Source organism: Candidatus Binatia bacterium (assembly GCA_029248525.1).
Taxonomy (GTDB): domain Bacteria; phylum Desulfobacterota; class Binatia; order UBA12015; family UBA12015; genus UBA12015.
In genome coordinates, this window is sequence record JAQWJE010000043.1 from 75,992 (window position 1) to 101,657 (window position 25,666).

Annotated in this window: 20 protein-coding genes; 9 read left to right on the top strand and 11 right to left on the bottom strand. The window is 60.7% G+C overall.

What is annotated here, in order from left to right; genetic code table 11:
* The first annotated feature begins 126 nt into the window (after nt 1–126).
* The 5 genes from P8K07_10630 to P8K07_10650 are packed head-to-tail and all read left to right on the top strand — an operon-like array spanning nt 127 to nt 7,082.
* Nucleotides 127–1,815, top strand: coding sequence for a carboxyl transferase domain-containing protein (locus P8K07_10630; protein ID MDG1958972.1), 1,689 nt, complete (start codon nt 127–129; stop codon nt 1,813–1,815).
* Nucleotides 1,812–3,752: a biotin carboxylase N-terminal domain-containing protein gene (locus P8K07_10635; protein ID MDG1958973.1), complete on the top strand. Its 1,941-nt coding sequence runs from the start codon at nt 1,812–1,814 to the stop codon at nt 3,750–3,752. The genes P8K07_10630 and P8K07_10635 overlap by 4 nt, the downstream gene beginning before the upstream one ends.
* Nucleotides 3,752–5,515, top strand: a complete 1,764-nt coding sequence (locus tag P8K07_10640) for a DUF1446 domain-containing protein (protein ID MDG1958974.1) — start codon at nt 3,752–3,754, stop codon at nt 5,513–5,515. The genes P8K07_10635 and P8K07_10640 overlap by 1 nt, the downstream gene beginning before the upstream one ends.
* On the top strand, nt 5,512–6,165 hold the full coding sequence (locus P8K07_10645) for a TetR/AcrR family transcriptional regulator (protein ID MDG1958975.1): 654 nt from the start codon (nt 5,512–5,514) through the stop codon (nt 6,163–6,165). Before P8K07_10640 ends, P8K07_10645 begins: the two co-directional genes overlap by 4 nt.
* Before the next feature lie 38 nt (nt 6,166–6,203).
* Entirely contained in the window at nt 6,204–7,082 is an 879-nt protein-coding gene (locus P8K07_10650) for an SDR family NAD(P)-dependent oxidoreductase (protein MDG1958976.1), read from the top strand.
* Here the strand turns inward: P8K07_10650 and P8K07_10655 are convergent.
* Nucleotides 7,066–9,267 (bottom strand): DUF3604 domain-containing protein, encoded by a 2,202-nt coding sequence (locus P8K07_10655; GenBank protein MDG1958977.1) that lies wholly within the window; start codon nt 9,265–9,267, stop codon nt 7,066–7,068. The two genes, P8K07_10650 and P8K07_10655, sit on opposite strands and share 17 nt — an antisense overlap.
* Nucleotides 9,268–9,466: 199 nt before the next feature.
* Nucleotides 9,467–10,921 carry an NAD(P)/FAD-dependent oxidoreductase gene (locus P8K07_10660; protein MDG1958978.1) on the bottom strand — a complete coding sequence of 485 codons (1,455 nt, stop codon included), beginning with the start codon at nt 10,919–10,921 and terminating at the stop codon, nt 9,467–9,469.
* 71 nt (nt 10,922–10,992) lie between these two features.
* On the opposite strand from P8K07_10660, the gene P8K07_10665 reads away from it, so the two are divergent.
* On the top strand, nt 10,993–12,675 hold the full coding sequence (locus P8K07_10665; protein MDG1958979.1) for a DUF3556 domain-containing protein: 1,683 nt from the start codon (nt 10,993–10,995) through the stop codon (nt 12,673–12,675).
* A gap of 2 nt (nt 12,676–12,677) precedes the next feature.
* Here P8K07_10665 and P8K07_10670 read toward each other — a convergent pair whose 3' ends face one another.
* From P8K07_10670 to P8K07_10700, 7 genes are all read right to left on the bottom strand, one after another.
* Complete coding sequence (locus P8K07_10670; protein MDG1958980.1) at nt 12,678–13,163, bottom strand: MaoC family dehydratase; 486 nt, start codon at nt 13,161–13,163, stop codon at nt 12,678–12,680.
* Between the two features lie 123 nt (nt 13,164–13,286).
* Nucleotides 13,287–14,186: a 1,4-dihydroxy-2-naphthoyl-CoA synthase gene (locus P8K07_10675; protein ID MDG1958981.1), complete on the bottom strand. Its 900-nt coding sequence runs from the start codon at nt 14,184–14,186 to the stop codon at nt 13,287–13,289.
* A gap of 74 nt (nt 14,187–14,260) precedes the next feature.
* Nucleotides 14,261–15,658: an MATE family efflux transporter gene (locus tag P8K07_10680; protein MDG1958982.1), complete on the bottom strand. Its 1,398-nt coding sequence runs from the start codon at nt 15,656–15,658 to the stop codon at nt 14,261–14,263.
* A gap of 83 nt (nt 15,659–15,741) precedes the next feature.
* Nucleotides 15,742–17,037, bottom strand: a complete 1,296-nt coding sequence (locus tag P8K07_10685; GenBank protein ID MDG1958983.1) for a serine hydrolase — start codon at nt 17,035–17,037, stop codon at nt 15,742–15,744.
* Between the two features lie 8 nt (nt 17,038–17,045).
* On the bottom strand, nt 17,046–18,167 hold the full coding sequence (locus P8K07_10690; protein MDG1958984.1) for a hypothetical protein: 1,122 nt from the start codon (nt 18,165–18,167) through the stop codon (nt 17,046–17,048).
* A gap of 79 nt (nt 18,168–18,246) precedes the next feature.
* Nucleotides 18,247–19,830 (bottom strand): sulfatase-like hydrolase/transferase, encoded by a 1,584-nt coding sequence (locus P8K07_10695; protein ID MDG1958985.1) that lies wholly within the window; start codon nt 19,828–19,830, stop codon nt 18,247–18,249.
* Entirely contained in the window at nt 19,775–20,077 is a 303-nt protein-coding gene (locus P8K07_10700; GenBank protein MDG1958986.1) for a sulfatase-like hydrolase/transferase, read from the bottom strand. The genes P8K07_10695 and P8K07_10700 overlap by 56 nt, the downstream gene beginning before the upstream one ends.
* A 147-nt stretch (nt 20,078–20,224) precedes the next feature.
* On the opposite strand from P8K07_10700, the gene P8K07_10705 reads away from it, so the two are divergent.
* Together P8K07_10705 and P8K07_10710 are read left to right on the top strand one after the other, a co-directional pair.
* Complete coding sequence (locus P8K07_10705; GenBank protein ID MDG1958987.1) at nt 20,225–20,956, top strand: class II aldolase/adducin family protein; 732 nt, start codon at nt 20,225–20,227, stop codon at nt 20,954–20,956.
* Nucleotides 20,953–21,879, top strand: coding sequence for an alpha/beta hydrolase (locus P8K07_10710; protein ID MDG1958988.1), 927 nt, complete (start codon nt 20,953–20,955; stop codon nt 21,877–21,879). Before P8K07_10705 ends, P8K07_10710 begins: the two co-directional genes overlap by 4 nt.
* A 9-nt stretch (nt 21,880–21,888) precedes the next feature.
* Here P8K07_10710 and P8K07_10715 read toward each other — a convergent pair whose 3' ends face one another.
* Together P8K07_10715 and P8K07_10720 are read right to left on the bottom strand one after the other, a co-directional pair.
* Complete coding sequence (locus tag P8K07_10715; GenBank protein ID MDG1958989.1) at nt 21,889–23,286, bottom strand: hypothetical protein; 1,398 nt, start codon at nt 23,284–23,286, stop codon at nt 21,889–21,891.
* 156 nt (nt 23,287–23,442) lie between these two features.
* Nucleotides 23,443–24,324, bottom strand: coding sequence for an SDR family NAD(P)-dependent oxidoreductase (locus tag P8K07_10720; GenBank protein ID MDG1958990.1), 882 nt, complete (start codon nt 24,322–24,324; stop codon nt 23,443–23,445).
* 57 nt (nt 24,325–24,381) lie between these two features.
* Between P8K07_10720 and P8K07_10725 the strand changes: the two genes are divergently transcribed.
* Nucleotides 24,382–25,623, top strand: coding sequence for a cytochrome P450 (locus tag P8K07_10725; GenBank protein ID MDG1958991.1), 1,242 nt, complete (start codon nt 24,382–24,384; stop codon nt 25,621–25,623).
* Nucleotides 25,624–25,666: the final 43 nt, after the last annotated feature.

Sequence of the window (25,666 nt, forward strand, 5' to 3'; positions counted from 1 at the left end):
TCTCTCTGCTGGGGTAAGTCAGCGGTAATTTGGATTGGATTTGATTACCGAAGGTGCTAACCCCGTGTCAATGCAAACAGGAGTCACTTCGACTCTCTGAGAACAACGCAAATCAGGAAAATGCCAATGCAAGAAGAGACGACCAACCAATCCCGGCCCAAACTGCTGGCCTCACCGCTTCGCTCCAATCTCAATACCCGATCCGCGGAGTTCGCAGAAAACCGCGAGGCGATGCTCGAGCGGATCGACGAGATTGCCAAGATGCTTGCCGAAGGTGCCAAAGGGGGCGGCGAGGCCGCCTTCGAGCGTCTCGCCAAACGCGGAAAGTTGCCTGTTCGGGAGCGGATCGCGCTGGCTCTCGATCCCGACAGCCCCTTTCTCGAGATCAGTTCTCTGGCCGGCTACGGCTCCGACTACCCCGTCGGCGGCGGAGCGGTTCTCGGGATCGGCGTGATTGCCGGCGTCGAGTGCGTGATTTTCGCCAACGACCCCACCGTGCTTGGCGGCGCCCTGACACCTTATGTCTTCAAGAAATGGGAACGCGCGCTCGAGATCGCCCGTGACAACGGCATCCCCTACGTCAGCTTCGTTGAATCAGCGGGCGCCGACCTGCGGCGCGGCGGCGAAGGCGGGGGCGGAAAAGATGGCAAGAAAAAGAGCCGTCCCGCACGTACCGACCATTTTGCCCAGACCGGACGGACCTTCTACGAGACCATCGAACTCTCCAAAATGCGCATCCCGACCGTGTGCGTCGTTTTCGGATCCTCGACCGCCGGCGGCGCCTACCAGCCCGGCATGTCCGACTATAATGTGGTCATCAAGGAGCAATCCAAGATCTTTCTGGCCGGTCCACCTTTGGTCAAAATGGCCACCGGAGAAGAATCCGACGACGAGACACTCGGTGGCGCCCAGATGCATGCCGAGGTCTCGGGCCTCGGCGATTATTTCGCCGAAGACGAATCCGATGCCCTGCGGCTGTGTCGCGAAATCATGTCCCATCTGAACTGGTCCAAACCCGGACCCGAACCAACCATGCAAGCCGATGAGCCGATCTACGACCCGGAAGAACTGCTCGGGATCGTGCATAAGGACCTCAAGCGACCGCTGGACATTCGCGATGTCATCGCGCGGGTTGTCGATGGATCACGCTTCGAGGAATTCAAGCCCCGCTGGGGCTCCACCATGGTTTGCGGATTTGCCTCCATCCAGGGGTTCCCGGTGGGCATACTTGGCAATAACGGCGTGATCTATCCCGACTCAGCACAAAAGGGCGCGCACTTTGTGCAGCTCTGCAATCAGATCGACCTGCCCATCCTCTTCCTCCAGAATATTACCGGATTCATGGTCGGACGGGACTTCGAGGAATCCGGGATCGTCAAAAAGGGCTCCCAGATGATCAACGCGGTCACCAACTCGACCGTGCCGCATTTGATGGTCGTCGTCGGGAACTCCTACGGGGCCGGCACCTATGCCATGAGCGGGCGTGCTTTCAACAACCGGTTCACATTCCTCTGGCCGTCGGCGAAAATCGGCGTGATGGGCCCCGAGCAGTTGGCGGGCGTGATGTCGATCGTCCGCCGCAATCAGGCCCTGCGCAAAGGAATTGAATTCGACGAAGAGATGGATCGACAACTTGTCGAGGCGGTTATCCGCAGCGAGCGACGCAACGAGCTCGCACTCAGCGCCAGCAGCGCTATCACCGACGACGGAATCATCGATCCCCGCGACACGCGTACCGTCTTGGGCATGTGTCTTTCCATTGTACGTAACCGCCCCATCGAGGGCGCCGAAGGCTACGGAGTTTACCGGCTATGAGCTTCTCCACTCTCCTCATCGCGAACCGCGGCGAAATCGCCTGTCGAATCATGCGCAGTGCCAGCGATATGGGCATTCGGAGCGTAGCCGTTTATACGGACGCCGATGCCGACGCCTTGCATGTGCACCAGGCCGACGTCGCCGTCCGGCTTCCCGGCACTTATCTCGACGCCGACGAGATTCTGAAGGCAGCGGAACTGACCGGGGCCGGAGCCATCCATCCCGGATATGGTTTCCTCTCCGAGAATGCCGGCTTCGCCACCAAGGTGAAGGCAGCTGGGCTGGCATGGGTCGGCCCCTCCCCCGAGGCCATCACTCGCATGGGCGACAAGATCGAGGCTCGGCAACTCGCGCAGGATGCCGGCGTGCCGGTGCTGCCCGGATCTGACGACGCCGATGCAGCCGCCGCCGATACAGTGGGCTACCCGCTGCTGGTCAAGGCGGCCGCCGGAGGTGGGGGCAAGGGCATGCGCGTCGTGGAGAGCCCGGACAAGCTTGAGGAATCGCTCGAAGCCGCACAACGCGAAGCCAAGAGCGGGTTCGGCGATGATCGCGTCTTCCTCGAGCGTTATGTCCCCCGAGCGCGCCATATCGAAATTCAGATTCTCGGCGACGCCCACGGCAATGCCGTTCACCTCGGTGAACGAGAATGCTCCATCCAGCGACGTCATCAGAAAATCATCGAAGAATCCCCTTCCCCGCGGATCGACGAAGAGCTGCGCGCCCGCATGGGCGAGGCGGCACTCTCGCTGGCCAGCGTCCTCGGATATGAGTCCGCCGGCACCTGCGAATTTCTATTCGACGACCAGAGCGGCGAGTTTTTCTTTCTCGAAGTAAATACCCGCCTTCAGGTCGAACATCCGGTCACCGAATGTGTGACCGGAATTGATCTGGTGCGAGAACAGCTCCGCATCGCCGCCGGTGAAGAGCTCGGGTACGATCAGGAGGCGATCACCTTCGAGGGCTCCGCCATTGAGGCTCGGCTCTACGCCGAAGACCCCGCCAACGATTTCCTGCCGGCGACGGGCACTTTATTTGCCTTCGAGTATGGCTTTCCGGATGTCCGCTGGGACACCGGGGTCGCCGAGGGTTCCGTCGTGGGAACCGACTTCGATCCGATGCTGGCCAAAGTCATCGCGCATGCCCCGACTCGTCGGGAGGCGGCCGGACGACTGGCGCTGGCTCTGGAAAACCTGCATATCGGCGGCGTCACGACCAATCGCGATTTCCTGGCGACCACCCTGCGTCGACCCGAGTTTCTCGATGGGGACACGACCACCGACTTCATCCAGCGGGTCAAGCCGGATCGCAGCCGGCCTCATTCCGCCGCAGAACTCCGCCAGGCGGCGGTGGCGGCAACACTCTGGCTGCAAGGAGAGAATCGGCGCAATGCCGGCGCGCTGGGCATGGCGCCCAGCGGCTGGCGTAATGCCGTGATGCCACCCGAAAAGTTGGTCCTGCAGCACGGCGAGGCAGAGATCACGGTGCGCTACCAATCGCAACGAGATGGAACGTTCCGCCTTGATGAAGATCAGACGGCAACCATCTATGGCCGTTCCGAATATGCCATCGACCTTGAAGTTGGCGGGATCCGAGCGGAATCCGAAATCTCCACGCAAGACGCCAAGATCCTCGTCAGCATTCCGGGCGGAGATATCGAGTTCGTGGTCCTGCCCCGCTTTGTGCTCCCGGGGACGGAAGCATCGGTCGGCGGTCTTACGGCACCGATGCCGGGCAAGGTCATCGAGGTTCGCGTCAGCGAAGGCGATACCGTGCAAGCGGGCGATACACTGCTGCTGCTCGAAGCCATGAAGATGGAGCACCCGATTCAAGCCCCTCAAGATGGCAAGGTGACCGAGCTTCGTGTCGCAACTGGGGATCAGGTCGAGAATGGCGCTCTCCTGCTGGTCGTCGATGACCCCGAAGGAAATGAATAATGGCTGACCCGATTCGCATTGCGAACTGCTCCGGATTCTTCGGCGATCGCCTCTCCGCGGCCAGAGAGATGGTCGAAGGCGGGCCGATCGATGTCCTCACCGGAGACTGGCTCGCCGAGTTGACCATGTTGATCCTCGCACGCAAACGCGCCAAACGGCCCAGTGGCGGCTACGCACAAACCTTCGTCAAACAGATGGAACAAGTCATGGGGACTTGCATGGACAAGGGGATCAAAGTGGTCTCCAACGCCGGCGGGCTCGACCCGGATGGATGTGCAGATGCCGTTGCTGCGGCAGCCCAGAAACTCGGCGTTCATCCTAAAATCGCCTACGTTTCGGGCGACGACCTGCTCCCCACTGCGGCGGATAGAATCGCCCGGGGCGATTTGTTGAATTTCGAAACCGACGAAGCCATCACGGACGCCACAGCCTATATGACCGCCAACGCCTATATCGGCTGCTGGGGGATCGTCGAGGCCCTCGAACAAGGCGCCGATATCGTGATCACAGGTCGCGCCACTGACGCCGCGATCGTCTGCGGTCCTGCCGCATGGCACCACGGCTGGGCGCGAGACGACTATGATCCGCTCGCGGGCGCCGTCGCTGCAGGCCACGTGATTGAGTGCTCCACGCAGGCGACCGGAGGCAACTACTCCTTTTTCCACGAGATCCCGAATCTCATCCATCCCGGCTTCCCGTGGGCCGAAGTTGCCGCTGACGGCTCCTCGGTGATCGGGAAACACGATGGCACCGGCGGCGAAGTGAACGTCGGCACGGTAACCTCACAACTCCTGTACGAGATCGGCGCACCCTCGTACCTGGGCCCTGACGTCACGACACGTTTCGATACGGTCCAATTGGAGCAGGCCGGACCCGACCGCGTGCGGATGCACGGCGTCCGGGGAGAGGCACCGCCGGAAACCCTCAAGGTCTGCATCAACAAAGCCGGCGGCTTCCGGGCCGACGTCAATATATGCCTCACCGGCATGGACATCGAAAAAAAGGCCGCCTTGATCGAAGAGGCGTTCTGGTCGGCGAATCCGTACAACCGCGAAGACTACGCCTTCCTCAAGACGCGCCTTTTGCGCAACGACAAAACTGACCCCGACTCCAACGAGCAAGGTGTCGCCATCTGGCGTTGCAGCGTGAAGGATCCCGATGAAAAGAAGGTCGGTCGTGCATTCTCCAACGCCATGATCGAATTGGCTCTGGCCTCGATCCCGGGCTTTTTCACAATGGGTGGCGGAGTCGGCCCCGGACGCCCCTATGGCGTGCTCGAGACGGCACGGGTTCCGGCGGCGACAGTGCCGCAAAAGGTCACCTTCCTCGGCATCGGCGGTCAGACCACAGAAGTTTCTTCGGTCATTCCCCGCCGAGACGTGAAGATCACCGCGCCGGCAGAGCCGGCAGCCACGCCTCCTGCCGGGGACACCCAATCCCTGCCGCTGGGAACGTTGTTCGGCGCGCGCTCCGGGGACAAGGGGGGCAACGCCAATCTGGGCATCTTCGCGCGCAGCGATGAAGCCTGGACCTTCCTCGACAACCTCCTGACCATCGACAAGCTCAAGGAGCTTTTGCCCGAATCCCGGGACCTGGCGATCGACCGACATCGGCTACCCGCCATCCGGTCCCTCAACTTCGTCCTGCACGGGTTTCTTGAAGAAGGCGTCGCCGCGTCGACGCGACAGGACCCCCAAGCCAAGAGTTTGGGAGAGTGGCTGCGCGCCCGGGTCGTCGACATCCCCGCGAGCCTGCTCGGGTGAGCGAGAAGGCCACCCAGTCGAGCCCCCGATTCCCCGGGGTCCGGGCCCCGCAACCTCTCCTCGATGCCGAGGCCGAGCATCGCCTGACAGATCGACAGAAGGAGATTCTCGACGAACTGGAGACCGCCGGCGCCGAGGATGGGTTTGCCTCCCAAACCATGGCGGAGATCGCCGCCCGCATGAATTGCTCGTTGCGGACGCTTTATGGCATCGCCCCGACACGTGACGAACTCTTGCTGATTGCGGTGGACCGCCGGCTCCGCCGCATCGGGCGCAAGGCCATCGAGAAGCTGGATCCGACGCTTTCCCCCCTGGAGCTTCTGCGCGCTTACCTCGAGGGCGCCAACGCAGCCGTACAACGACAAACCTTTACGTTGTCGAGGGACTTCGCAACGGTCAGCGGCTCTCGCCGACTGGCAGATTCACACGAAAATTATGTAATCTCAGTGGTGCAAAAACTTCTGGATCGCGCCGTATCCGAGACCCAGATCCGCCCCGTGGACACGGCTGCGGTTGCTCATATTCTCGGAGGCTTCGGGCGCGAATTCACCAAACCCGATATCGTCGACATGATCGACGGGACCCCCGACGAGGCCGCCAACCTCCTGACCGACGTCCTGCTTCGCGGCCTGGTTGCCCGCCAGCCCTGATATTGCAGAAACCCTTGCCACATAGGAAGGTAAATCCCATGAGTAACGATTCGAACCAGAAAATTCGCACCTACAAGGATGCGGTCGCCCTGATCACAGGAGGCGCCTCCGGAATCGGTGCGGCCATCGCCAAGGATCTGGTTCGCCGCGGTGCCTCTGTCATTCTCGCCGACCGCCAATTGGAGGCGGCGCAGACATTGGCAACCTCCCTGGGCGCCAAGGCCGAGGCCGTCGCCCTCGACGTGCGGGACGCCGATCAATTTGCCAGCGTCGTGGAAGGCACCAAGGCTCGGCACGGACGAATCGATTACTTCTTCAACAACGCCGGCATCGGCATCGGTGGCCCGGTACAAGATCATAGCCTCGAGGACTGGCGCTATACGATCGACGTCAATATTCTCGGCGTCGTCTATGGCGTTCATGCTGTCTTGCCCATTCTACGCGAGCAGGGCTTCGGCCATATCATCAACACCGCCTCGATGGCGGGCCAGATCCCCTGCCCCGGGCTGACAGCTTACGCCACAACCAAACATGCTGTCGTCGGACTCTCCCGCTCACTCCGCGCCGAGTCCGCACAGGCCGGCGTGCAGGTCAGCGCCTTTTGTCCCGGCGTGATTCAGACCGAGATTCTGAACAAGGGCGGCACATTCGGACGCAGCATGGGCTGGGCCGACGCAGAGCCTGATGCCGAACAACTGGCGAAGACCAAGCCGATGGACGCCGATGCCTTTGCTCGCGAAGCCCTGGACCGTGTCGCCGCCAATGATGAGATCATCATCCTGCCGCGTCGATGGTATATGATGGCGCGGTTCGACAAACTCTTTCCGCGCTTGTTCAGCTCCTTTATCGCCAACCGCTTTGCCAGCGAGGCCTCCCGCCTCGAAAGGCGTGCCGCCAGCGCTACGGCTGGGAAATAAAGATCGGCGACGACCATGCGCGAGGCTCGTGGGGAGCCAGGCACTCATCACCTGTGCTTTGCGGACATGTGGACACATGGATGCAGGCCCCCGCCTCATCCCGCTCGCAACGAAGATTGTCCGCATTGATACCGGGCATCGGTTCCTCGAACGCCCGCACGTAATACACTGCTTCCCGACCGCTTTCACGAAACTCCGGGTCTTCAAAAGTCGCCATGCAACCCGCTCGATCGCCCGAGCAGGGAAAAACGCGCCAAGGATCTTCGATCAATTCGCCGATCGGCTCGCCGGCCTTGATTTGCGGGCGAATCCGCACGACCTCGATGCGACTCAGCGGTCGCCGCTCATCCGTGGGATAATAACACTCGCCCTTGCAGAGGCGTGCCACGTCCGCGGCGCCGAGAGAGCTCAAGGACTCCTCGGGACAGCCAGGCTTCTGCACCAGAGAGCCGACCGCACGAACCTCAAATCGCGGATTCCGAGAGGACAACCCCTCACTGCCCATCGGCAATCTTCGACCGTCGGCCTCCAGCCAATCGAACCAAAGAAGAATGCGTGGTCCGCTGGTGCCGTACACTTCTCGCCGCTGCATGCCGTCCCATACGGCATCGCGGTCCCGACCCTCGGCATGCACGGCAATCAAACCGCCGGTGATCAGAAATGAGCTGGCCCGTTCGGCTTCGAAACGCTGAAACCCCGAGGCGGTCTCGATCGCTTCGGCAAAGGGGATCGAATTGGGCAGCGGCTCACTCGGGGGCGGCAAGATGACCGAGCTGAGGACACCGAGGCTTTCATCCACAGGCCCCGAAGCCATTGACTCCGTCATCCCCCGCCGTGCCACTTCCTTGTAGCCGGATCCCGATCGCGCGAAATGATTATCGCTCGACGCCATCAATCCCATCCGAAATCGAGCCGGCGGACCAGGCTCGGAGAAATCCCCTAGTGCGAGAATATATTGTGCGGAACTTGCGGGTCGGTAATTGAAGCTCGGTTCACGACAATCCTGGCATTGGCCCGCATCCAACCAATCTTCCGGAAGGACCCCGGGAACGACCAGATGACCCGCCATGCCGCCTTCGAGATGTCGCGCCCGTGCCAGCGCGGCGCGCTCCTCACAAATGGTCGCGTCCGTGCCTTCGTTCAGGCAGCGCGCTTCAATGATCTGGCCGGCCCGCCAGCAGGACGGGAGATAGTTGGGTCGCGGGCTCGGACAAATCACCGTGCCATCCGGCCCGAGATCAACCGCACGCCAATCTCGGTAGACCTCCGAGTCGCCATGGCCGGAATAGACCTCGATCAGGGTCTGCCGTGCCGGATCATGGTTGCCGTCGACCAGCTGCTTGTCCCAACTCGCACCCGCCGGAGTGTAAGCGCCCCAGCTGGTTCCATGCGGGATTACGAGCGACGGATAGCCCCAATCATCGAGTTTTTCGAAAAGCTCGGCGGGCGTCGCGACCGCCTCACGGCAATCGGTGGGCAAATCACGCACCGACACGCCGGTCGGACAATCCCGAATGGCCTCGGTCTCGGTCAGATAGGCCGCCCAGTCATGGAAGCGCCCCCCCATCAGCAGGGCCGCAGCGCCACGCGGCAGTAGGCCGAGTTCGCCGACATTCTCTCCCGCATTCTTGGTCGCTGCGATCGGACGCGTCGGGATGTGGCCGTCTTCGGTATCACGCAAGATGACATTCTTGTGCCCGAAATGGGTCTCACGAGTCGGCCCGGCCTGCGTCCATTCCCAACCCAAAAAGGCGACCAGATCATCCGACGCTCCGGAGACAGCATTGCATTGCCGAATGGCCTCGACCGTCTCCACCCAACGACGTTCCGAAAGATTCCCTGCATGGTCATTGATCGAGAAGAAATCCAGAGCGGCGCAATGCCTGGCAAAATCGCAGGCGTCCGACGGCGGATGCCCGCCCTCGCCCCCCACCATCGGCAGGCTGAAGGTGAAGGCATCGGCAGAAAAGGTGGTATGCACGTGCAAATCACCAAAAAGAATTTGCCGTCCATCTTCGCGACCAACAGCTCTGGCGGCCGCGGCCTGCGTTCGCTCTCCCTCGCGCAGGCTCTCCGGGCTGCGAGCATTGCCTGCGGGACTCCCACGGTCTTCGACGGTACCAAAAGTGCCACGGCCAGCGACGACAACCGCGACCAACAAGCCGGCAAATAGCAGGAGAACCACGAGGGCTCCTCTTTTCAGAAATGACGACAACGCATGACCTCCCCGAGGGAAATTTCCTCGCATGGTCGGTACCGCGGACCATGCCCTGACCCCTGACTAGCCGAGTTGGGGACTCCGGGTCCAATGCCCCCTTTGGAGACCAGCTGCCGCCGATCCCACATGCGCCTCCGGAGTTGGTAACACGACGAAGGCCCGGGCCTCAGGCAAAGGGTTGGAAGGTCTGCTTCTCGAGCTGCCCCTGGGCGCTTCGGGCGGCATGCCAGCCGCACATCCCATGCACGCCCCCGCCCGGCGGCGTCGAGGCCGAACAGATGAAGATACGTGGATTGGGTGTGGAATAGGGGTCGAGGCGCGCTACGGGGCGCGTAAATAGCTGCGCCAGATCCGCTACCCCTCCTGTGATCGCTCCACCCACATAGTTCGGATTCATCGCCGCAAAATCCGTCGTCCTCATGATATGGCGCGCCTGAATTCGATCTCGAAAACCCGGCGCGAAGCGCTCGATCTGGGATTCGATCGCGCCGGTCATATCCTCGGTCGAATTCGCCGGCACATGGCAGTAAGCGTAGCCTGTGCCGCTGCCCTGAGGCGCTCGCGTCGGATCGAAATTACTTTGCTGCACCACCAGCACGAAGGGCTTCTCGCTATGGTCGCCGCGCCACATTGCGGCCTCGCTGGCCGCGACTTCATCCAGGGTCCCGCCCACATGAACCGTCGATGCTTCAGAGCAACGGGGATCTTTCCAGGGGATGGGTCCGTCCATCGCGAGATCCAATTTGAAAACGCCCGGCCCGAAGCGGTAGCGCTGCAAGCGCTTGCGGTAGCCAGCGGGCAACGCATCCCCTGCGATTCGGGCCAACTGGTGCGGGTCCGTATCGAAGAGGTAGACTTTTGCCGGGGGTAGATCGCGGGCCGATGCAACCGGATGGTCGGTGCGCAGTTCCCCGCCGGACGCACGCAGCAAGGAGGCCAAGGCCGCGGTGATCGCATCCGACCCCCCTTTGGCGACGGGCCAGTCTTCGAGATGGGCCGTCAGCGCAAAGAGGACGCCCAGCGCCGATGTCATGGGCTGCGAGAGGGGTAGGATCGAATGCCCGGCACATCCCGCCAGAAGCGCCCGTGCGGTTTCCTCGCGAAACAAGGTCTTTGCCAGAAGGCTGGCGGGCCACATCGCGCGCAACCCGAAACGAACAAAGGAAACTGGATCCTCGGGGAAGCTCAGGGGCCCCAAAGCGTCTTTCAGCAAACCCTGCCCGTTCGCCAACAAGGGCTCCAGCAAGGATCGATATCGGGGTCCGTCCGAGCCGAGTTCCTCCACCGTCCGATCCAGTGATCGCCACAACATGCCAGCCGGTCGATCATCCAGCGGATGCGCGACCGATGCGCCGGGCTTGACCCACTCCAAACCATGTTCTTCGAGAGGGAGCTCCCTGAAAAAGGGCGAAAGAATCCCCATCGGATGGGCTGCAGAACAAATATCGTGACGGAACCCCGGCAACGTGATCTCGCGGGTATCCGCGCCGCCGCCCAGACGGGACGCGCCCTCGAGCACCAGCACGGAGGCGCCTTCTCGCGCCAACGCGACTCCGGCAGCGAGCCCGTTGGGACCCGATCCAATAATTACCGCATCGAATTGCTCATGGGGCTGGTCCATTCCTTCAAGGTTTGGCACAACCAAACGGAATTGTCGCTGACCGCCCTTCGGTCGGCCAGTCGAGGAACCTCATGAGCGAAACACAGGACTTTGAAACCACCGACGATATCCACGAAATGCGGGCGCAGCCCTATGCCCGGCAGCTCCACACGATTTGCATGCGTTGGGCGATGGGGAAGATCGCGACGCCGATCGGCGTCTATATCGGCTACCTTGTAAAATACCTGCTGCTCTTTATCGGCGGCTGGTGGCTTTGCTGCCTTGCCATCCCGGGAGCTGGCGGCTGGAGCGACTTCAGCACCTGGGCCTTGACCGGCGCCGCGTTCCAGAAGGCCGTGCTATGGTGTCTGTTCTACGAGGGAATCGGGCTGGGTTGCTCCTCGGGGCCGATGACCGGCCGCATTCTGCCTCCGATCGGGGGCATTCTGCACTTTGCGAGGCCGGGAACCACACGCCTCCCCCTCTTTCCCCAGATGCCGCTCTGCGGAGGATTCCGCCGCAGCCGCCTCGACGTGGCGCTCTACTTCGCCATCTACGCATTCCTGCTGCATGGGCTGATCGCGGCCGAAATCACATCGGCAATGATTCTGCCGCTGGTCATTCTTCTGCCCATTCTTGCCTTGCGCGACAAAACGACCTTCGCCGCCTTTCGCGGGGACCACTATTATCTGGCGCTGGTCGCACTCTGGTATATCGATACACCCGGCGAGGCCTGGATCGCGGGCAACAAGGCCGTCTGGTTCGGCGTCTGGTTCTGGGCCGCCACCTCCAAGCTCAATCAACACTTTCCCTCGATCATCGCTGTGATGTTGACCAATAGCCCGTTTATTCCGACATCCATCCACCGGCGACTCTTCAAGGACTTCCCGAAAGATATGCGCCCATCCTCGGTTGCGGCGACGCTCGCACATTTCGGCACCTTCGCTGAGTACGCTTTCCCTATCGTCCTTCTCTGGAGCGCGGGGGGCCCCATGACGCCGTATGCCCTGATCGCCATGGTGCTCTTTCATTCCTTCATCGCCGGCAATGCACCAAGCGGCATGCCGGTGGAGTGGAATATCATGATGGTCTATGGGGGGTTTGTTCTCTTCGGACACTTTGCCGAAGTCCCTCTGATGGCCCTGATCGGAACCCCCTGGTTACTCGGTTTCCTTCTCGCCATGCTGGTCTTTGTCCCTTTATTGGGGAACTTCGCACCGCAGCACGTCTCGTTTCTGCAGGCGATGCGTTATTACGCCGGCAACTGGGCCTACAGCATCTGGCTTTTCCGTGACGATTCGATCGACAGGCTGCACCTGCTGACCAAAGGGATCCCCACCATGAAGGAACAGTTGGCTCGGCTCGTCGAGGACGAGGATGAGGTTGCGATGTCCTGTGCCATGACCCCGGCTTTTCGGCTTATGCATATTCAGGGACGCGCAGCGCACGTGCCTCTGGCCATCGCCGGTGGTGATATGAGCCGTTACGAATGGCAGGATGGTGAAATGGTTGCTGGCATGGTGCTCGGATGGAACTTCGGGGATGGCCACCTCCACGACGAGCAACTGCTCGATGCGGTACAGGAGCAATGCCATTTCGAAGAGGGCGAATTACGAGTCGTTCTGGTCGAGTCGCAGCCACTGCTTGGCCGCTCCATGGCCTGGCGGGTCGTGGATGCAAAAACGGGCCAGATGGCCGAGGGCGAATCCATGATCAAGGATATGATCGAGTGGCAGCCCTGGCCAACCGGCCCGCGTGCAGAAGCCTTCAAATAGGCTCAGGAAGAGAACATCAATCGAGTCACCCACTCGGCCACGACGGCAGGCCGGTCGGACCCCTCGACCTGAACGGTCATTGTGCGCATGGTCTCCAGCGAGGTTCCCTTCAACGTCACGCGAGAGAGCATCCGGTGGACGCGAATCTTGCTGCCAACAGGAACCGGACTGGGGAAACGAACTTTGTCGAAGCCGTAATTGATCCCCATGGTTATGCCATCATAGCGTCCTGGCTCGGCCGTATTCGGCGTCAATGCGTCGAGGTGCGTGAGCATCGAGAGGGTAAGAAACCCGTGGGCAATCGTGGTGCCGAAAGGCGTGGCCTTGGCCGCCTCCGGGTCCACGTGGATGAACTGATGGTCTTCGGTCACATCGGCGAATTGATTGATGCGATCCTGAGTGATCTCCATCCATTCACCGGTAGACTCCTCGGTTCCTTCGACGGCTTTCCACAACTCATAGGCTTTCGCAGCGGCACTATCGGACATAATCGCTCTCCTTTTTTGTCCCGGCCATGCAAGAGATCGCCCGGGCTCACAGATATATTCAGAACTCTAGACGTAACGATCCGAGACCAGATCGTCTAGAATCATCCCAGCCTCGAAAATTGATCAGAAGTGCCAGGGAAAGCGCGAGAAGTCCCGCGGACGCTTCTCCAGAAAGGCATCCCGCCCCTCTTCGGCCTCGTCGGTCATATAGGCAAGACGCGTCGCTTCGCCGGCAAAGACCTGCTGTCCCACCAAGCCATCATCGATCAGATTGAAGGCAAATTTGGCCATCCGCTGCCCCGTCGGACTCTTGGTATTGATCTCGCGCCCCCACTCCAGCGCGGTATTCTCCAACTCCGCATGAGGGACCACTTCATTGACCATCCCCATCTGATGGGCCTCGGTCGCTGAATAGCTGCGCCCGAGAAAGAAAATCTCGCGAGCTCGCTTCTGGCCCACCTGTCTCGCCAGATACGCCGAGCCAAAACCGCCATCAAAGGAAGCCACATCCGTATCCGTCTGCTTGAAAATCGCATGCTCGCGCGAAGCGAGCGTCAGGTCCGCTGTGACGTGCAAGCTATGGCCACCGCCAACCGCCCAACCGGGCACAACCGCGATCACGACTTTCGGCATCATGCGCACCAGTCGCTGGACTTCCAGAATATGCAATCGCCCGGTCTTCGCGGGATCAATGCTCGCTGCATCGTCGCCTTCGGCGTATTTATACCCGTCACGGCCGCGGATCCGCTGATCCCCACCTGAGCAGAAAGCCCAGCCGCCATCCTTTGCCGAGGGGCCGTTGCCCGTCAAAATCACGCAGCCGACATCGGTCGACATCCGCGCATGGTCGAGCGCCCGGTAGAGTTCATCCACGGTCCGTGGACGAAAGGCATTGCGCACATCGGGCCGATCGAAAGCAATACGGACCGTGCCGTGCGCATGGGCGCGATGATAAGTGATATCGGTAAAGTCGAAGCCGGGGACTTCTGCCCATAATTTTGCATCAAACGTCTCGGAAACCATTCCGAGATCTTAACCGGAAGATGTCGATGCGGCGAATTACCTCTCGAGGCGGCAAAGACCGCCTGTCGATGGCTTCAGACCTGCTTCAGCTTCCAACGTCCGGTACGGAACCAACCGATAATCAGGACCGCCTCGAGCACAATCGAGACGAACATGGCTGTCCAGACCCCATCGAGGCCATAGCCCAGAGGCACCGCCAAAGCCCAGGCCAGAGGAAGCTTGATCGGCCAATTCGAGATGAAGGCAGCCAACATGGGCGCGCGAGTATCGCCGGCGCCGTTCATCGCCGCCACCAGAGGGACCGTTGCCGAACTCGCCCACATGCTGACTGCGAGAATCCGCAAGAAGCTGCTGCCGATCGAGACCACTTCGGGCGAATCGTCGAAGAAGGCGATGAACTGCTCTGCCACCGATCCATAAAAAATCATGAACACAAAACCCAGCGCAATCGAGATTCGCAGACCACGACCCACCGCACGGGCAGCCTGATCCGGAAGTTGTGCGCCGAGATTCTGGCCCACCAAAGTCGCGATCGCCGCGGTCAGCCCGGCCAGCGGAATCCAGTTCAGATTAAAGGCCCGCAGAGCCACTCCGAAAGCCGCAACCGATGCATCGCCAAAAGAGGCGATCACGCGCAACAGAATAAAAGTCGAGACCGGGCGGGCCATCATTGATATACTTGCCGGCACACCGATCCTGATAATGCGCGCAAACTCGGAGATTTTAAAACGCAGTCGCGCGCCCGAAGGCCGTGGAAGCGGCCAGGAGCGCCACCAGCTCCACGCGACAAAAAAACTCATCCCGAAGACGTGCGCCACAATATCCGCAATCGCCGCCCCCGGAACACCCAAACCCAACCATCCGATGTCGACACCGAAAAGAAATTCTTCGCCGGGAGCAAAAATAAACAGCGGATCAATCACGACATTGATCGCGACGGCACCTACGTTGATCCACATCGGTGTCTGGGTATCACCCGCCGCTTGGTAGGCGGCGCCCATCGCCATCCCGAGAAACATCAGGACCTGCGAAAAAAGCGAGATCGAAAGATAGGGGATGGCCAGCGAACGGACCTCCTCACTCACACCGAAAAAGCCGATCGCTGCCGGAGCGATCCACGGCGCCAACCCGAAAAGAACAAGGCCCATGCCCACGCCGAGCGCGATCGCATGCATCGCGGCGAACCACGCCCCTTCGCGATCACCACTCCCGACACCGCGGGAAACCAGCGCCACGGTTCCGGTATGAACCACTTGCGTAAAACCGAAAAGAATAAAGAGCACATGGCCGCAGAGGGAGACCGCGGCGACAGCCGTCGTTCCGAGGTGGCCGATCCAATAGAGATTCGCGACGAGGAAGAGAGCGATTGTGGAGTTCGACAACGCTACGGGCCAACCCAAAGCCAGAATCTGACGATAGCCGGATCCCGGACCGGACCAATCTTCTGTACCGTCCGGTTTCGCCTCAGCCATAGATGGCGGTCTTAGCCTGCTTTACCCCCGAACAACAGACGAGAGACGAAAGGAGTTTCTACAAACGAGGACGCAACTTCGGATCAGGAGCCAAAATAGGCAAAGCTTTGGGCGAGGAAGACCGGATAGGGAATCGGACTATGCTCTGAAGGCTGGTTCTGGGCCAGCACGACCCCGACAACGCCCTTCTTCGGACTCACAAAAAAGGTTGTCGCATAATAGCCCGACCAGAAGAAATCGCCGTCCTCATCGATCATCGGGGACGCGTCCGCATCAACCACTACGGCCAGGCCGTAGCCCCAGCCGAGGCCGTCGATGCCCTCCTCGACCAAAACGCCCTCGGTGATATGAGCTGTCGTCATCTCGCGGACGGTGCTGGCGGAAAGGATCCGGGTCCCATCGTAAGCCCCGTCATTCCACAACATCAGAGCGAATCGAAGATAATCGCCTGCTGTGGAAACCAGTCCGCTCCCGCCGGGTGTCCAGAAGGGCGCATCACTTGCGGGCATCGGCACCAATTCCAGCTCCCCATCAGCATTTTGAGTATACATCGCTGCAATCCCCTCGCGCCGGTCGGTCGGCGGGAGGAAACTGGTATGCTCCATCCCCAGCGGCAAGAAGATCTGGTCGCGGAGAAACTCGTCAAAAGGCTTGTTGGCCGCGACCTCCACCACGCGGGCGAGAACGTCGGCGGACCAACCATATCGCCAGCGCTCACCGGGTTGTTCATAGAGAGGCGCGGACAAGAGACGCACCACCCGATCGCCCAACGAACCCGATCCGGCATAAATATCATTCGAGGCCCAAACCCGACCGAGGTCGGAATCCTCATCCTTGGCTCCGATACCGGATTGGAACATCAGCAGATCGCGAACCGTCAGCGGGCGCCTCAGCGGCTCTGTCGGAAATGTGCCGTCGGGACGAAGATCCTTGCTGGTGGCAACGCGCAGATCAGCCGCCTGCGGAATAAACTCGGCGACAGGTGCTTCGAGTTGCAAGCGACCTTGCTCGATCAAGATCATGGCGGCGACCGCGGTCACCGGCTTGGTCATTGAAGCTAGCCGAAATCGAGTATCGATGCGCATCGGCAGTCCCGCCTCGCGGTCGGCATAGCCGGCACTCACCGCTGAAACGACAACCCCGTCACGGGCGAACGCAGCCACGTAACCCGACTGCAATTCCAGCCAGGCGCTCATACCGAGGAACACCTTGAGGGATGCCTCCGCGATCGAGCCCAGCGGTTTCATTTCCGTCTGTTCGGCACCTGCCGGTGGCAACTCCAGCGTTTCACTCCGAGTGCAACCCAACGCCAGGCTGAAGCACAAAGCCCCCAGCAGCAATCGCGGCCAGACGACCCCCGTCGTGATTCGCCTTGCCACGTGCGTCGTCAGTTCCCCGCCTGCTCGAACTCCAGTCCGACATCCGGGAAATGACCCAGAAGGTCCTCGCCCATGCCCCGAGCAACCGAATCGATGCCGAACAACTCGCGAACAAAGGAAGTCACGGCATGGTTCACAATCGGCCAGCCTTCTCGCACCGGGAGGGCATCTTCCTGACACCCATCGGTGCCCAGTCGCGCGATGTTTTCAGGCACCGGCAGCCCGGCGCGTTCGGCAATATCGATGATCCCGCCATCCTCATCCCCGATCGCACAGAGGTCGGAGACAGCAAGGTGGCCGCCTCTCTCGAGGATCAGAAAGCGCTTCGGCCCCGGAGCGGCTGCGTATCCATCTCGCAACCCTTGCAGGCCGACCGATTTGTCGATGGCCCCCGCGATCCACAAGGAGGGGCGATCCGGGAAATTACCGGATCGACTGCCACCGCCAGTCATCGGCACGTAGGCCAGAACATCAGCTTCCGACGCAAATCGCGTCGCTGTGCCAGCGCCGGCCGAGTGGCCCACGATCACGAGGCCGTCGGTCACCGCCAGTCCCTCCAGCAAATGCCCGGGCGTGCCGGATGCTTCCACCAGAGCGTCCACAGCCATCCGGGTGACCACCACATCGTCCATCGGCATATCCGGAGCAAAGCCAAGTGCTGCGGCAAGACCGCGCTCGAGGTAGTCCACGGAGACCACGACAAAACCCCAACTAGCGAGGTGGGCCGTCATGAAAGTCGATTGGGTGCGAAAGGCAGAATAGCCATGCGCGAAGATCGTGGTGGGGAACGGCGCATCGCCCGAAACCTCGATGTCGCGGTAGGCCTCCTCCACAAAAGGAGGGTTCGCATCGGGGTCGAGCAAGCCATCGATCACCGGGGGCAACCATGAGCGGATGAAATACTCCTCGCGGTCCACGCCCGCCTCGGCGCCGGGATCCGCCGGATACCAGATCTCGACCTCACGATCCGCTAGATTCAAAGTGGTCACACCGGCCACATAAGGCCCCGGAACATCGAAAAATTCGGTATCCGCGCTTGAGGAGCCGGAACAAGCGGCCAGACCAAGGCTTAAGGTTGCGACCAAAAATCGGGTGAGAGACGGAGACGGAGACGGACATTGGTTAATCATTGCCCCATGTTGCCGAGTTCCGCGTCTGGATACAACCCGCTACCCACCCGACCACCCGTGCTCGGGTGCAATCGACCCTTTATCGGCGCCGCTTGACCTGAATCACAATTGGGGCAGGAGATTCATCTCCGATCTCGACGCTCACAACCTTGCTTCCTCGAACAGGGCCACGAGACACGCGAATGCGTGCCACCCCGGGATTCAAAAAATCGAAATCGAACTTGCCTTCCTGATCACTAAGCACGTCCAGCCACCGCCCATAACCAACCGGCGTCGAAAGCATCGCGCCCGCGACAGGCAACCCGTTCTGGTCCACAACCTGCCCTTGCAAACCAATCTGGCCTGGCCGCTCCATTTCGGAGCGAGGATTCCCGACCAGTGGGAGGTAAGCTCCGTGCTGTGCCCACGGCAAACTGATCTCGAGCCGACGCTCGGCCTGCCCCCGATAGACCAATTCCCCCCTTTGGATGAACCGGCGACGGCTGGAGAGCGTATAAGTCCCATGGGGCAAGTTGGGGAAACGGAAATAGCCCGATGGTCCAGTAATGGTACGCAACTTCAGCAGTCGCCCCTCTGGACTCCGTCCTTTCAATTGGAGCCCAATACCAGCGACAGGTTCTGCGTCGACATCAACAAAACGACCGGCCACGTCCAGTAATGCTGCCGGAGTGCTCAGCTTGTTTTCAAAGTCGGCAACGGCTGCCCGAGCCTCGGGGAGGATATCACTCCGCTCAGCGATTTGATTGCTCAGCTCGTCAGGGTCCTCGTTGATCGAATAGATTTCCTCGGTGCCGTCGCTATTATGCACGTATCGCCAATCCAACCCTCGAACAAAGTGGTGAGTCGTGGCAGCAGGCTCCCCATTCAAACGAACTTCCGCCTCGCCAACCAGATGATCCGTGCCGGTGGGTGTCCCATTGACAATATTCGGAAGAAGCGTTCTTCCCCAGCGACCAGAAACCTGCGGCAGGCCCCCGAAGTCCAACAGCGTCGGGAACAAGTCAACCATGGACACCAGATCGTCCCGAAGCACACCTGCCGGAACCGTATCCGGCAATGAAAACACCAAAGACGTTCGAAAACCCTGCTCGTAAATGCTCGTCTTGCCTCTGGGCTGCCCGCCCAGAGCGGCACCCGGACTGCCCAACTGCCATCCATTATCCGAGGCGTAGACAATCAAGGTATTTTCGTGCAGTCCGCGACTTTCCAGCTCAGCGAGGACCTCGCCAAGGACATCATCCATCCACAATAAATTCGCGAGATACTCGATCGTCCAATTTGAAAGGCCCAGGCCCCAAAAACGAGCCCTATAGGTATCCGCCGCATTGAATGGGCTATGCGGCAGCTTCGGTGCCAGCCAGGCAAAGAAGGGAGCGCCCTCCGTGGTATCGAGGAAATCGCGAAAAGGACCTATGCCCTCCCGCCCGAATTGGTCGCCGACACTGGAAAAGAAACCCGAACAGCACGATGTCGCCATCCCGGAGGTGAAGCCTGCGTCCAGATAGGTGCCCTCCCAAAACTTTCCACCCTCGAAAGATACGTAGCCTCGACGTGCCAGCTCGCGGGGCAAGGTACGAAAGTGTGCCGACTCGCGACGATATGGGATATCACCCGAGGCAGCTTCGATGGAGCCCAGCCGCTGCATCCATTGGACAGAATGCATCCCGGACAAAAAAGATTCGCAGCGACGGCCAACAGGTACTGGCCGTATTGTGCGCATTTGTAAAAACGGTGCCGGACTCCGCAAGCTCGTCGAGGTTCGGCGTCAAAGCGAATGGATGGTCGAGAAACCCGGCATGGTCCCAGCCGTGGTCGTCCCCAATAAACAAAACGATATTCGGCTGGTTCGCGCCAGCGGCGCCCGAGCCCAGAAGGAAAAACATCGCGACAAGAATGATATATTTACGCATCGTCGTCCCCAACAGGTACCCTAAGGCGCCGTTCCCTCCCAGCATCTAATTTGGCTTGAAAAAATCTTCTTTATGGCGTCCTTTCGCTCGGCATGGCGAACCTCTGTCTGCACCAGCTAAAGAAGCGATATGCAGGAGTCCGGATCGATGAATTCACCCAACTTCGGCGATCTCCGCGCGAGTCGCCTGAGACAAGTCGCCCTTGGCTATCGGCTTCTTGCCGCCCAGAGATGGGGCGATCTCGGCGACGGCCATATCAGCGCGCGTGACCCGGAGCATACCAATGCTTTCTGGATGCTACGCCTCGGCGTCTCCTATCATCAGGCCACGATCGACGATCTGGTTCTGGTCGACGATCGTGGCGAGATCATTGACGGTAAAGGCGACATCAATAGGGCAGGATATTTCATCCATCAGCCGATCCTGCTGGCGCGCCCCGAAGTCACCAGCGCCTGCCACGTGCATACCGGATGGGGCACGCCCTTTTCCGCAGAAGCCCGAGCGATCGAGCCGATCTCGCAGGAGTCCACGCTTTTTTTCGAAGACCATGCGCTTTTCGATGACGAAGAGGTTCAGATCATGAGTACGGCCGGGGGAACACGGATTGCGAAGGCGCTGGGCGCACACCGCGCCGTGATTCTCCGCAACCACGGGCTCCTGACCGTCGGCAATCGCGTCGACGCCGCTGTCGGTGCGTTCGTCTTGATGGAACGGGTGGCCGAGGTCCATATGAAGGCCCGGGCCGCTCGACCCATCTCGCCGGCCAGCGCTCGACTGGCCCGCGACGACCTGAACCGCCTGCAATCCGCGCGCGGGGCATTCTGGTCAATGGTCGAGAGGCATATCGGAGATTCTCGCACCATCGAGATGCGACGATGAGCGCTCCGATCCTGATTCTCGCACTCGCAGGCGTTGCTCTCCTTGTGGTGCATATTCGCGCCAACCGCGAGACCATCACCGCCACCGAGTTCCGCGAGGATTCGGTTTACGACACCGCGGTCCTGAGCGACGGCACCACTGCCTTCCGCGACCTTGGCCCGCGGGAGGCTCCCGTGCTGGTGATCATTCATGGGGCAACACTCGGCTCTGTTGCCTACGAAGAATACTACGAGCCTTTCCTGCAGGGAGGCTATCGGGTCGTTGCGTACGATGAATATGGCCGCGGCTTCTCGGATCGCATCCGCATCCCTCTCGACATGGACTGCATGCGGCGCCAACTCCTCGAACTGCTTGACCACCTTCAGGTCGATCGCGCCGTGCTCTACGGGATCTCTCTGGGCGGTGCGATTGCCGCACGGTTTGGAGCTGCCCATCCCGACCGAGTCACCGCAATCGGATATCAGGTACCGCTGATCCGTGGCGCGACCTCTCCGTTGGTGGCCATCGGTCGAATTCCTCTCCTCAACAGATTCCTGATGCGCGTCCTGCTCACGCCCAAAATGATCCAACGGGGCGAGGCCGTCGACGTCGACGATCCCCGTGGACAAGCGGTTTTTGATCATTTTCGCGAACAGTTTTCAGTCATCGGCACCGAGAAAGGTCTGCTCTCCATGCTGACAGGCGACTTGCTTGGCGATCGACTGGCCGATCATCAGGCCATTGCACGGGCTGGCACGCCTGTCCAATTTGCTTACGCGACCGATGATCCCGAAATCGCGCCAGCGCTTGTCGAAGAAGCCATCGCCGCGTATTCGGAGCCTGATGTCGCGCGCTATACGGGCGGACATTTCTTCTCGACCGGGCGGCAGACAGAACTCGCAGGGAAGCTCCTCGCGTTCCTCAAGCAGGACGGATCGGGATAACCATCGAGTTCAAAAGCAGCGGAAGCGCTGTTGGACATGCCGCTGCCGGACTTTGATTTCAGCCTGTCGCTCCTCCGAAGAAAAAGTCGGCGTATCTTTCGGTAAATGATCTCTGACCTCGCCAAAGGGAACCTTGCGACACCTGACCTGCGGCCAATCTTTCTTCTCGGGCGTTTGGGAATACGCCCAACGAGGCGCCACGAATACTTCCGGATGCCCGCTGGTATCTACCCAATTCTGCACCCCGGGATCGCCATGCGCGATCACCCAGCGAAGTCGACCGTCCGTATCGACACGCGCTTGAGCACCGTTGCGACTTCCGACTCGATGCGCGTACTCAAGCGATTCACCCCACAGATTGCCCAGCTGCAGACCTACATACTGCGGCGTTTCAAGAATCTGATTCTCCACGATCAAAGCCTCGTCCGGACCGAGCGCCGCGATGGTGCCCGCGTATAAATTCGTGCTCATGCCCCCCCCGGTGGCGAGACCGGCAACGTTCATCTGGTTGAACTCGTTTCGGCGAAAACCGATGCCGGGCAAAGTCCCGGGGCGCTCGCCGTAGGTTCCCATCAGAATTGTCCAGAAAGCATTCCAGAACTGGATCTGGTTCCGGGCTGTCTGGCCGCAACGCCGCAGTTCCGCGGCCGCGCGATCCGTCGAATAGATGGGCGGGACCTGCCCCACCCTGTCGAGACAGGAAATCTCCAGATGGATCGCCTCCTCGATACTCCAATCGTAGAACAGCTGCCGGCCGCTGATATAATCGGCGAAGCGCTCCGGGCCGCGCTCCGGATCGGTGGGATGCGGGCTATCCATATGCCGGAACGTCGATACGAAATTGCCCGTCCAATCGGCGGGACGCCGGGGCGCGAAGAGGATTTCGAACGACCCATCCAACGCGACTTCGATTGTCGACGAATCCAGACGACCCGTCTGAGCCTTGGTGCCCGGCATCAACTCGGTCAGGTCACCTGAATCACCCGCCAGGACTCCCTCGCTCGCTTCAAAAATCATATAGTGCGGGGCTTTGGGCGCCGTGCAAACCGCACCCGGATCGCGCCAATGCGCATGGTCCCCGGTTTGACCACGGACCAAATAACTCTCCCGCCCGTCAATCGCGGCATAAAAGTAGATCGCATCCGCATTATCGATCGTTGCCCGAGTGATCGGCGACAAGGCATTATGAAATTGGGGCTGCTGGGGATCACTATGAAAGGCTCTCTCGATTGCCGCATGCAGATAACCCATCAAATAGCGGTAGCCCTCCGCGAGCATGCGGTCCGAGGCCGGCGCCGGCATTCGATCGGGAACATCGAGACAATCGCGCGCCTCCCCGAGACTCGCCATCATATCGTCCCAGGCGGCCTGTAACTCGGATGTGGCTTCTTCGGGGCTTCGTCTCATTTGGGCTCCTTGACCGGCGACACAACGCCCTGAGAATCAGGGGGTCTGGCGCCAGGTGCTCGACGCCATAGCATCACCTCCACCGCAAGCGGTCTAGCGCCGCACTGGACGCTCCAGAAAGCCGACCGAACCACCATATCAGAGGAGAACTCGGTGTTACTCTCCAGATGCTGGCGCCGGCCGATGGTATTTCTTTCCGTCCCAACCGGGCCATAACTCCAGCTCGGCACAGACACGATGGCTATGGATCGTACTTCCCGAGCGCGCCGCGGCCTCGGGCGCCGTCGCCAGCCAGACTATGACCGCCGCAGTCACTTCCGGCGGCGCTCCGTCCCAGACCGCATCCAGATCTGTTTTGGCCCCGCGCAGGGCGCGCATCGTATCGGTCGGCGTATAACCGGGGTCGATATTGAAGGCTCGAATCCCGTCGGCAGCATGCTCGTGGTGCAGAATCGGCACCATCCGATGCAACGCACTCTTGGAAGCGGCGTAGGCATAGCCCCAACCACCCTGCCCGACCGGTCCGGGCGGATCGGCGTGCCCCGACCGCGAAGTCATATTGATGACGGTCCCACCGCCGGCCCGCAACATTCCGGGCAGAAGTTTCCGCATCAACTCCAAAGGCGCCACGCAATTGCCTTCGAGTAATTTTCGGAACTCCCGCACAGGAATATCCTCGAGGCGGTCCATTCTGCCTGCCCCCTGATAGATCGCATTATTGACCAGAATATCTACCGGCCCCCAGATTTCCGCGACCCGCTCGGCGGCCTGCTCCACCTGCGCCAGGTCCAGCAGGTCCATCGGAATCTCGAGGACCTCGCCTCCAAGTGCCTGAATCTCCGCGGCCGTCGTCTCCAGGCTTCCCGCAACCGGGACCTCTTTCGGCCGCACAGACGAGGAACCCGAGACCCGCCCCTGGCCTTCCAGCCGAGTCCTCGCCGTGATGGCTACAGCAAAGCCGGCCGACGCCAAAGCCAGCGCTGAAGCCTTGCCGATACCTCGGCTTGCACCAGTGACCATCGCAATTCGTCGTTTCATACGATTTCTCATGAATCGCCCTAGGCGGACGACTCCATCGGATGATACCGAAATTCCATGGCGAGCGAGAACGAATCGAGAAAAATTCCTTTGGGGCTGCGGCTGACACCTTTCGACGAAGAATTTCGCCGGGACCCGCACCCGCGCCTGAAGGATCTGCGTGAGCTATGCCCGGTCCATCGCGACTCCGAATTTAATCAGGTGGTCATCTCGAGTGAAGAGTCCGCGCGCGAGATTATCCGCGACCACAGCCTCGGAGTCGACCCACGCAAAGCCAACCCCGAAGATAGCGTCCAGCAATTTCGTCCTCCGGATGATTCCGAGCCTTCGATGCTCTTTCTCGATGATCCCGACCACCAGCGACTTCGCAAGCTGGTGGCGCCCTCCTTTGCCCCGAGAAAAGTCGAGGCAAAACGTCCGATGATCCGCGAAATCGCCAAAACGCTCGTGGCCGCGATTCAACCCGACCACAAGGGAGAATTCGATTTGATCGATGCGCTCGCCGGACCATTGCCGGCGGTCGCGATCGCCAAGATTCTGGGCATCGACCCGGCGCTACAAAATCAGTTCAAGGAATGGTCCGAGACGGCGTCCGCCGCTTTCTTCACAGGGGCGCTCGACCCGAGCCTGCAAGAACCTGGGGCGGCGGCCGTCGAAAGCCTGCGCGAACTTTTCGCTCAGGAGATCGAACACCGCCAGGGTGGAGGCACCGACGACCTGATCGGACAGATGGTCCATGCCCAGGAAGACGGCGACCGCTTTACCAAAGAGGAAATTCTGACGATGTGTAATCTCTTGCTGGTCGCCGGCAATGTCACCACCTCCGACCTGATCGGCAATGGCGTACGCATACTTCTGCAACACCCTCAGCAACTGGCCGTGGTTCAGGAAAACCCCGAACTGCTGCCCAACGCCGTCGAGGAGATGCTCCGCTTCGACCCTCCCGTCACCGTGACCGGTCGAATCACGCCCGAGGTGATGGACATCAAGGGTGTTGAGGTCGGTGCCCGTGAGTCGATGACCGTGATGCTGTCGGCGGCCAACCGAGACCCCGCCGTCCATCGCGAGCCCGAGAAATTCCTGGTCGACCGCGACGATCCCCAGCATCTCTCGTTCGGCGGCGGCGCGCATTTCTGTGTCGGCTCCCACCTTGCCCGAATTGAGGCACAGGAGGCCATTGGTGCCCTGCTCGCGAGATTCCCGCGACTCGAACTGGTCTCGGGGAGCGAAGAATGGAAACAAGTTCCCGGATTTCGAGGCATGGCGAAGGTGCTTCTGCGCAGTCCCGACGATACCTGAGGGGGCTTCTCGACCTCTTGGCCCCGCGGCCGTCACCACCCAA

Coding starts and splice junctions, on each gene's coding strand:
- P8K07_10630 (MDG1958972.1), top strand. CDS start 127: ATGCAAGAAGAGACGACCAACCAATCCCGGCCCAAACTGCTGGCCTCA.
- P8K07_10635 (MDG1958973.1), top strand. CDS start 1,812: ATGAGCTTCTCCACTCTCCTCATCGCGAACCGCGGCGAAATCGCCTGT.
- P8K07_10640 (MDG1958974.1), top strand. CDS start 3,752: ATGGCTGACCCGATTCGCATTGCGAACTGCTCCGGATTCTTCGGCGAT.
- P8K07_10650 (MDG1958976.1), top strand. CDS start 6,204: ATGAGTAACGATTCGAACCAGAAAATTCGCACCTACAAGGATGCGGTC.
- P8K07_10660 (MDG1958978.1), bottom strand. CDS start 10,921: ATGGACCAGCCCCATGAGCAATTCGATGCGGTAATTATTGGATCGGGT.
- P8K07_10665 (MDG1958979.1), top strand. CDS start 10,993: ATGAGCGAAACACAGGACTTTGAAACCACCGACGATATCCACGAAATG.
- P8K07_10670 (MDG1958980.1), bottom strand. CDS start 13,163: ATGTCCGATAGTGCCGCTGCGAAAGCCTATGAGTTGTGGAAAGCCGTC.
- P8K07_10675 (MDG1958981.1), bottom strand. CDS start 14,186: ATGGTTTCCGAGACGTTTGATGCAAAATTATGGGCAGAAGTCCCCGGC.
- P8K07_10680 (MDG1958982.1), bottom strand. CDS start 15,658: ATGGCTGAGGCGAAACCGGACGGTACAGAAGATTGGTCCGGTCCGGGA.
- P8K07_10690 (MDG1958984.1), bottom strand. CDS start 18,167: ATGATTAACCAATGTCCGTCTCCGTCTCCGTCTCTCACCCGATTTTTG.
- P8K07_10695 (MDG1958985.1), bottom strand. CDS start 19,830: ATGCATTCTGTCCAATGGATGCAGCGGCTGGGCTCCATCGAAGCTGCC.
- P8K07_10700 (MDG1958986.1), bottom strand. CDS start 20,077: ATGCGTAAATATATCATTCTTGTCGCGATGTTTTTCCTTCTGGGCTCG.
- P8K07_10705 (MDG1958987.1), top strand. CDS start 20,225: ATGAATTCACCCAACTTCGGCGATCTCCGCGCGAGTCGCCTGAGACAA.
- P8K07_10710 (MDG1958988.1), top strand. CDS start 20,953: ATGAGCGCTCCGATCCTGATTCTCGCACTCGCAGGCGTTGCTCTCCTT.
- P8K07_10715 (MDG1958989.1), bottom strand. CDS start 23,286: ATGAGACGAAGCCCCGAAGAAGCCACATCCGAGTTACAGGCCGCCTGG.
- P8K07_10720 (MDG1958990.1), bottom strand. CDS start 24,324: ATGAAACGACGAATTGCGATGGTCACTGGTGCAAGCCGAGGTATCGGC.
- P8K07_10725 (MDG1958991.1), top strand. CDS start 24,382: ATGGCGAGCGAGAACGAATCGAGAAAAATTCCTTTGGGGCTGCGGCTG.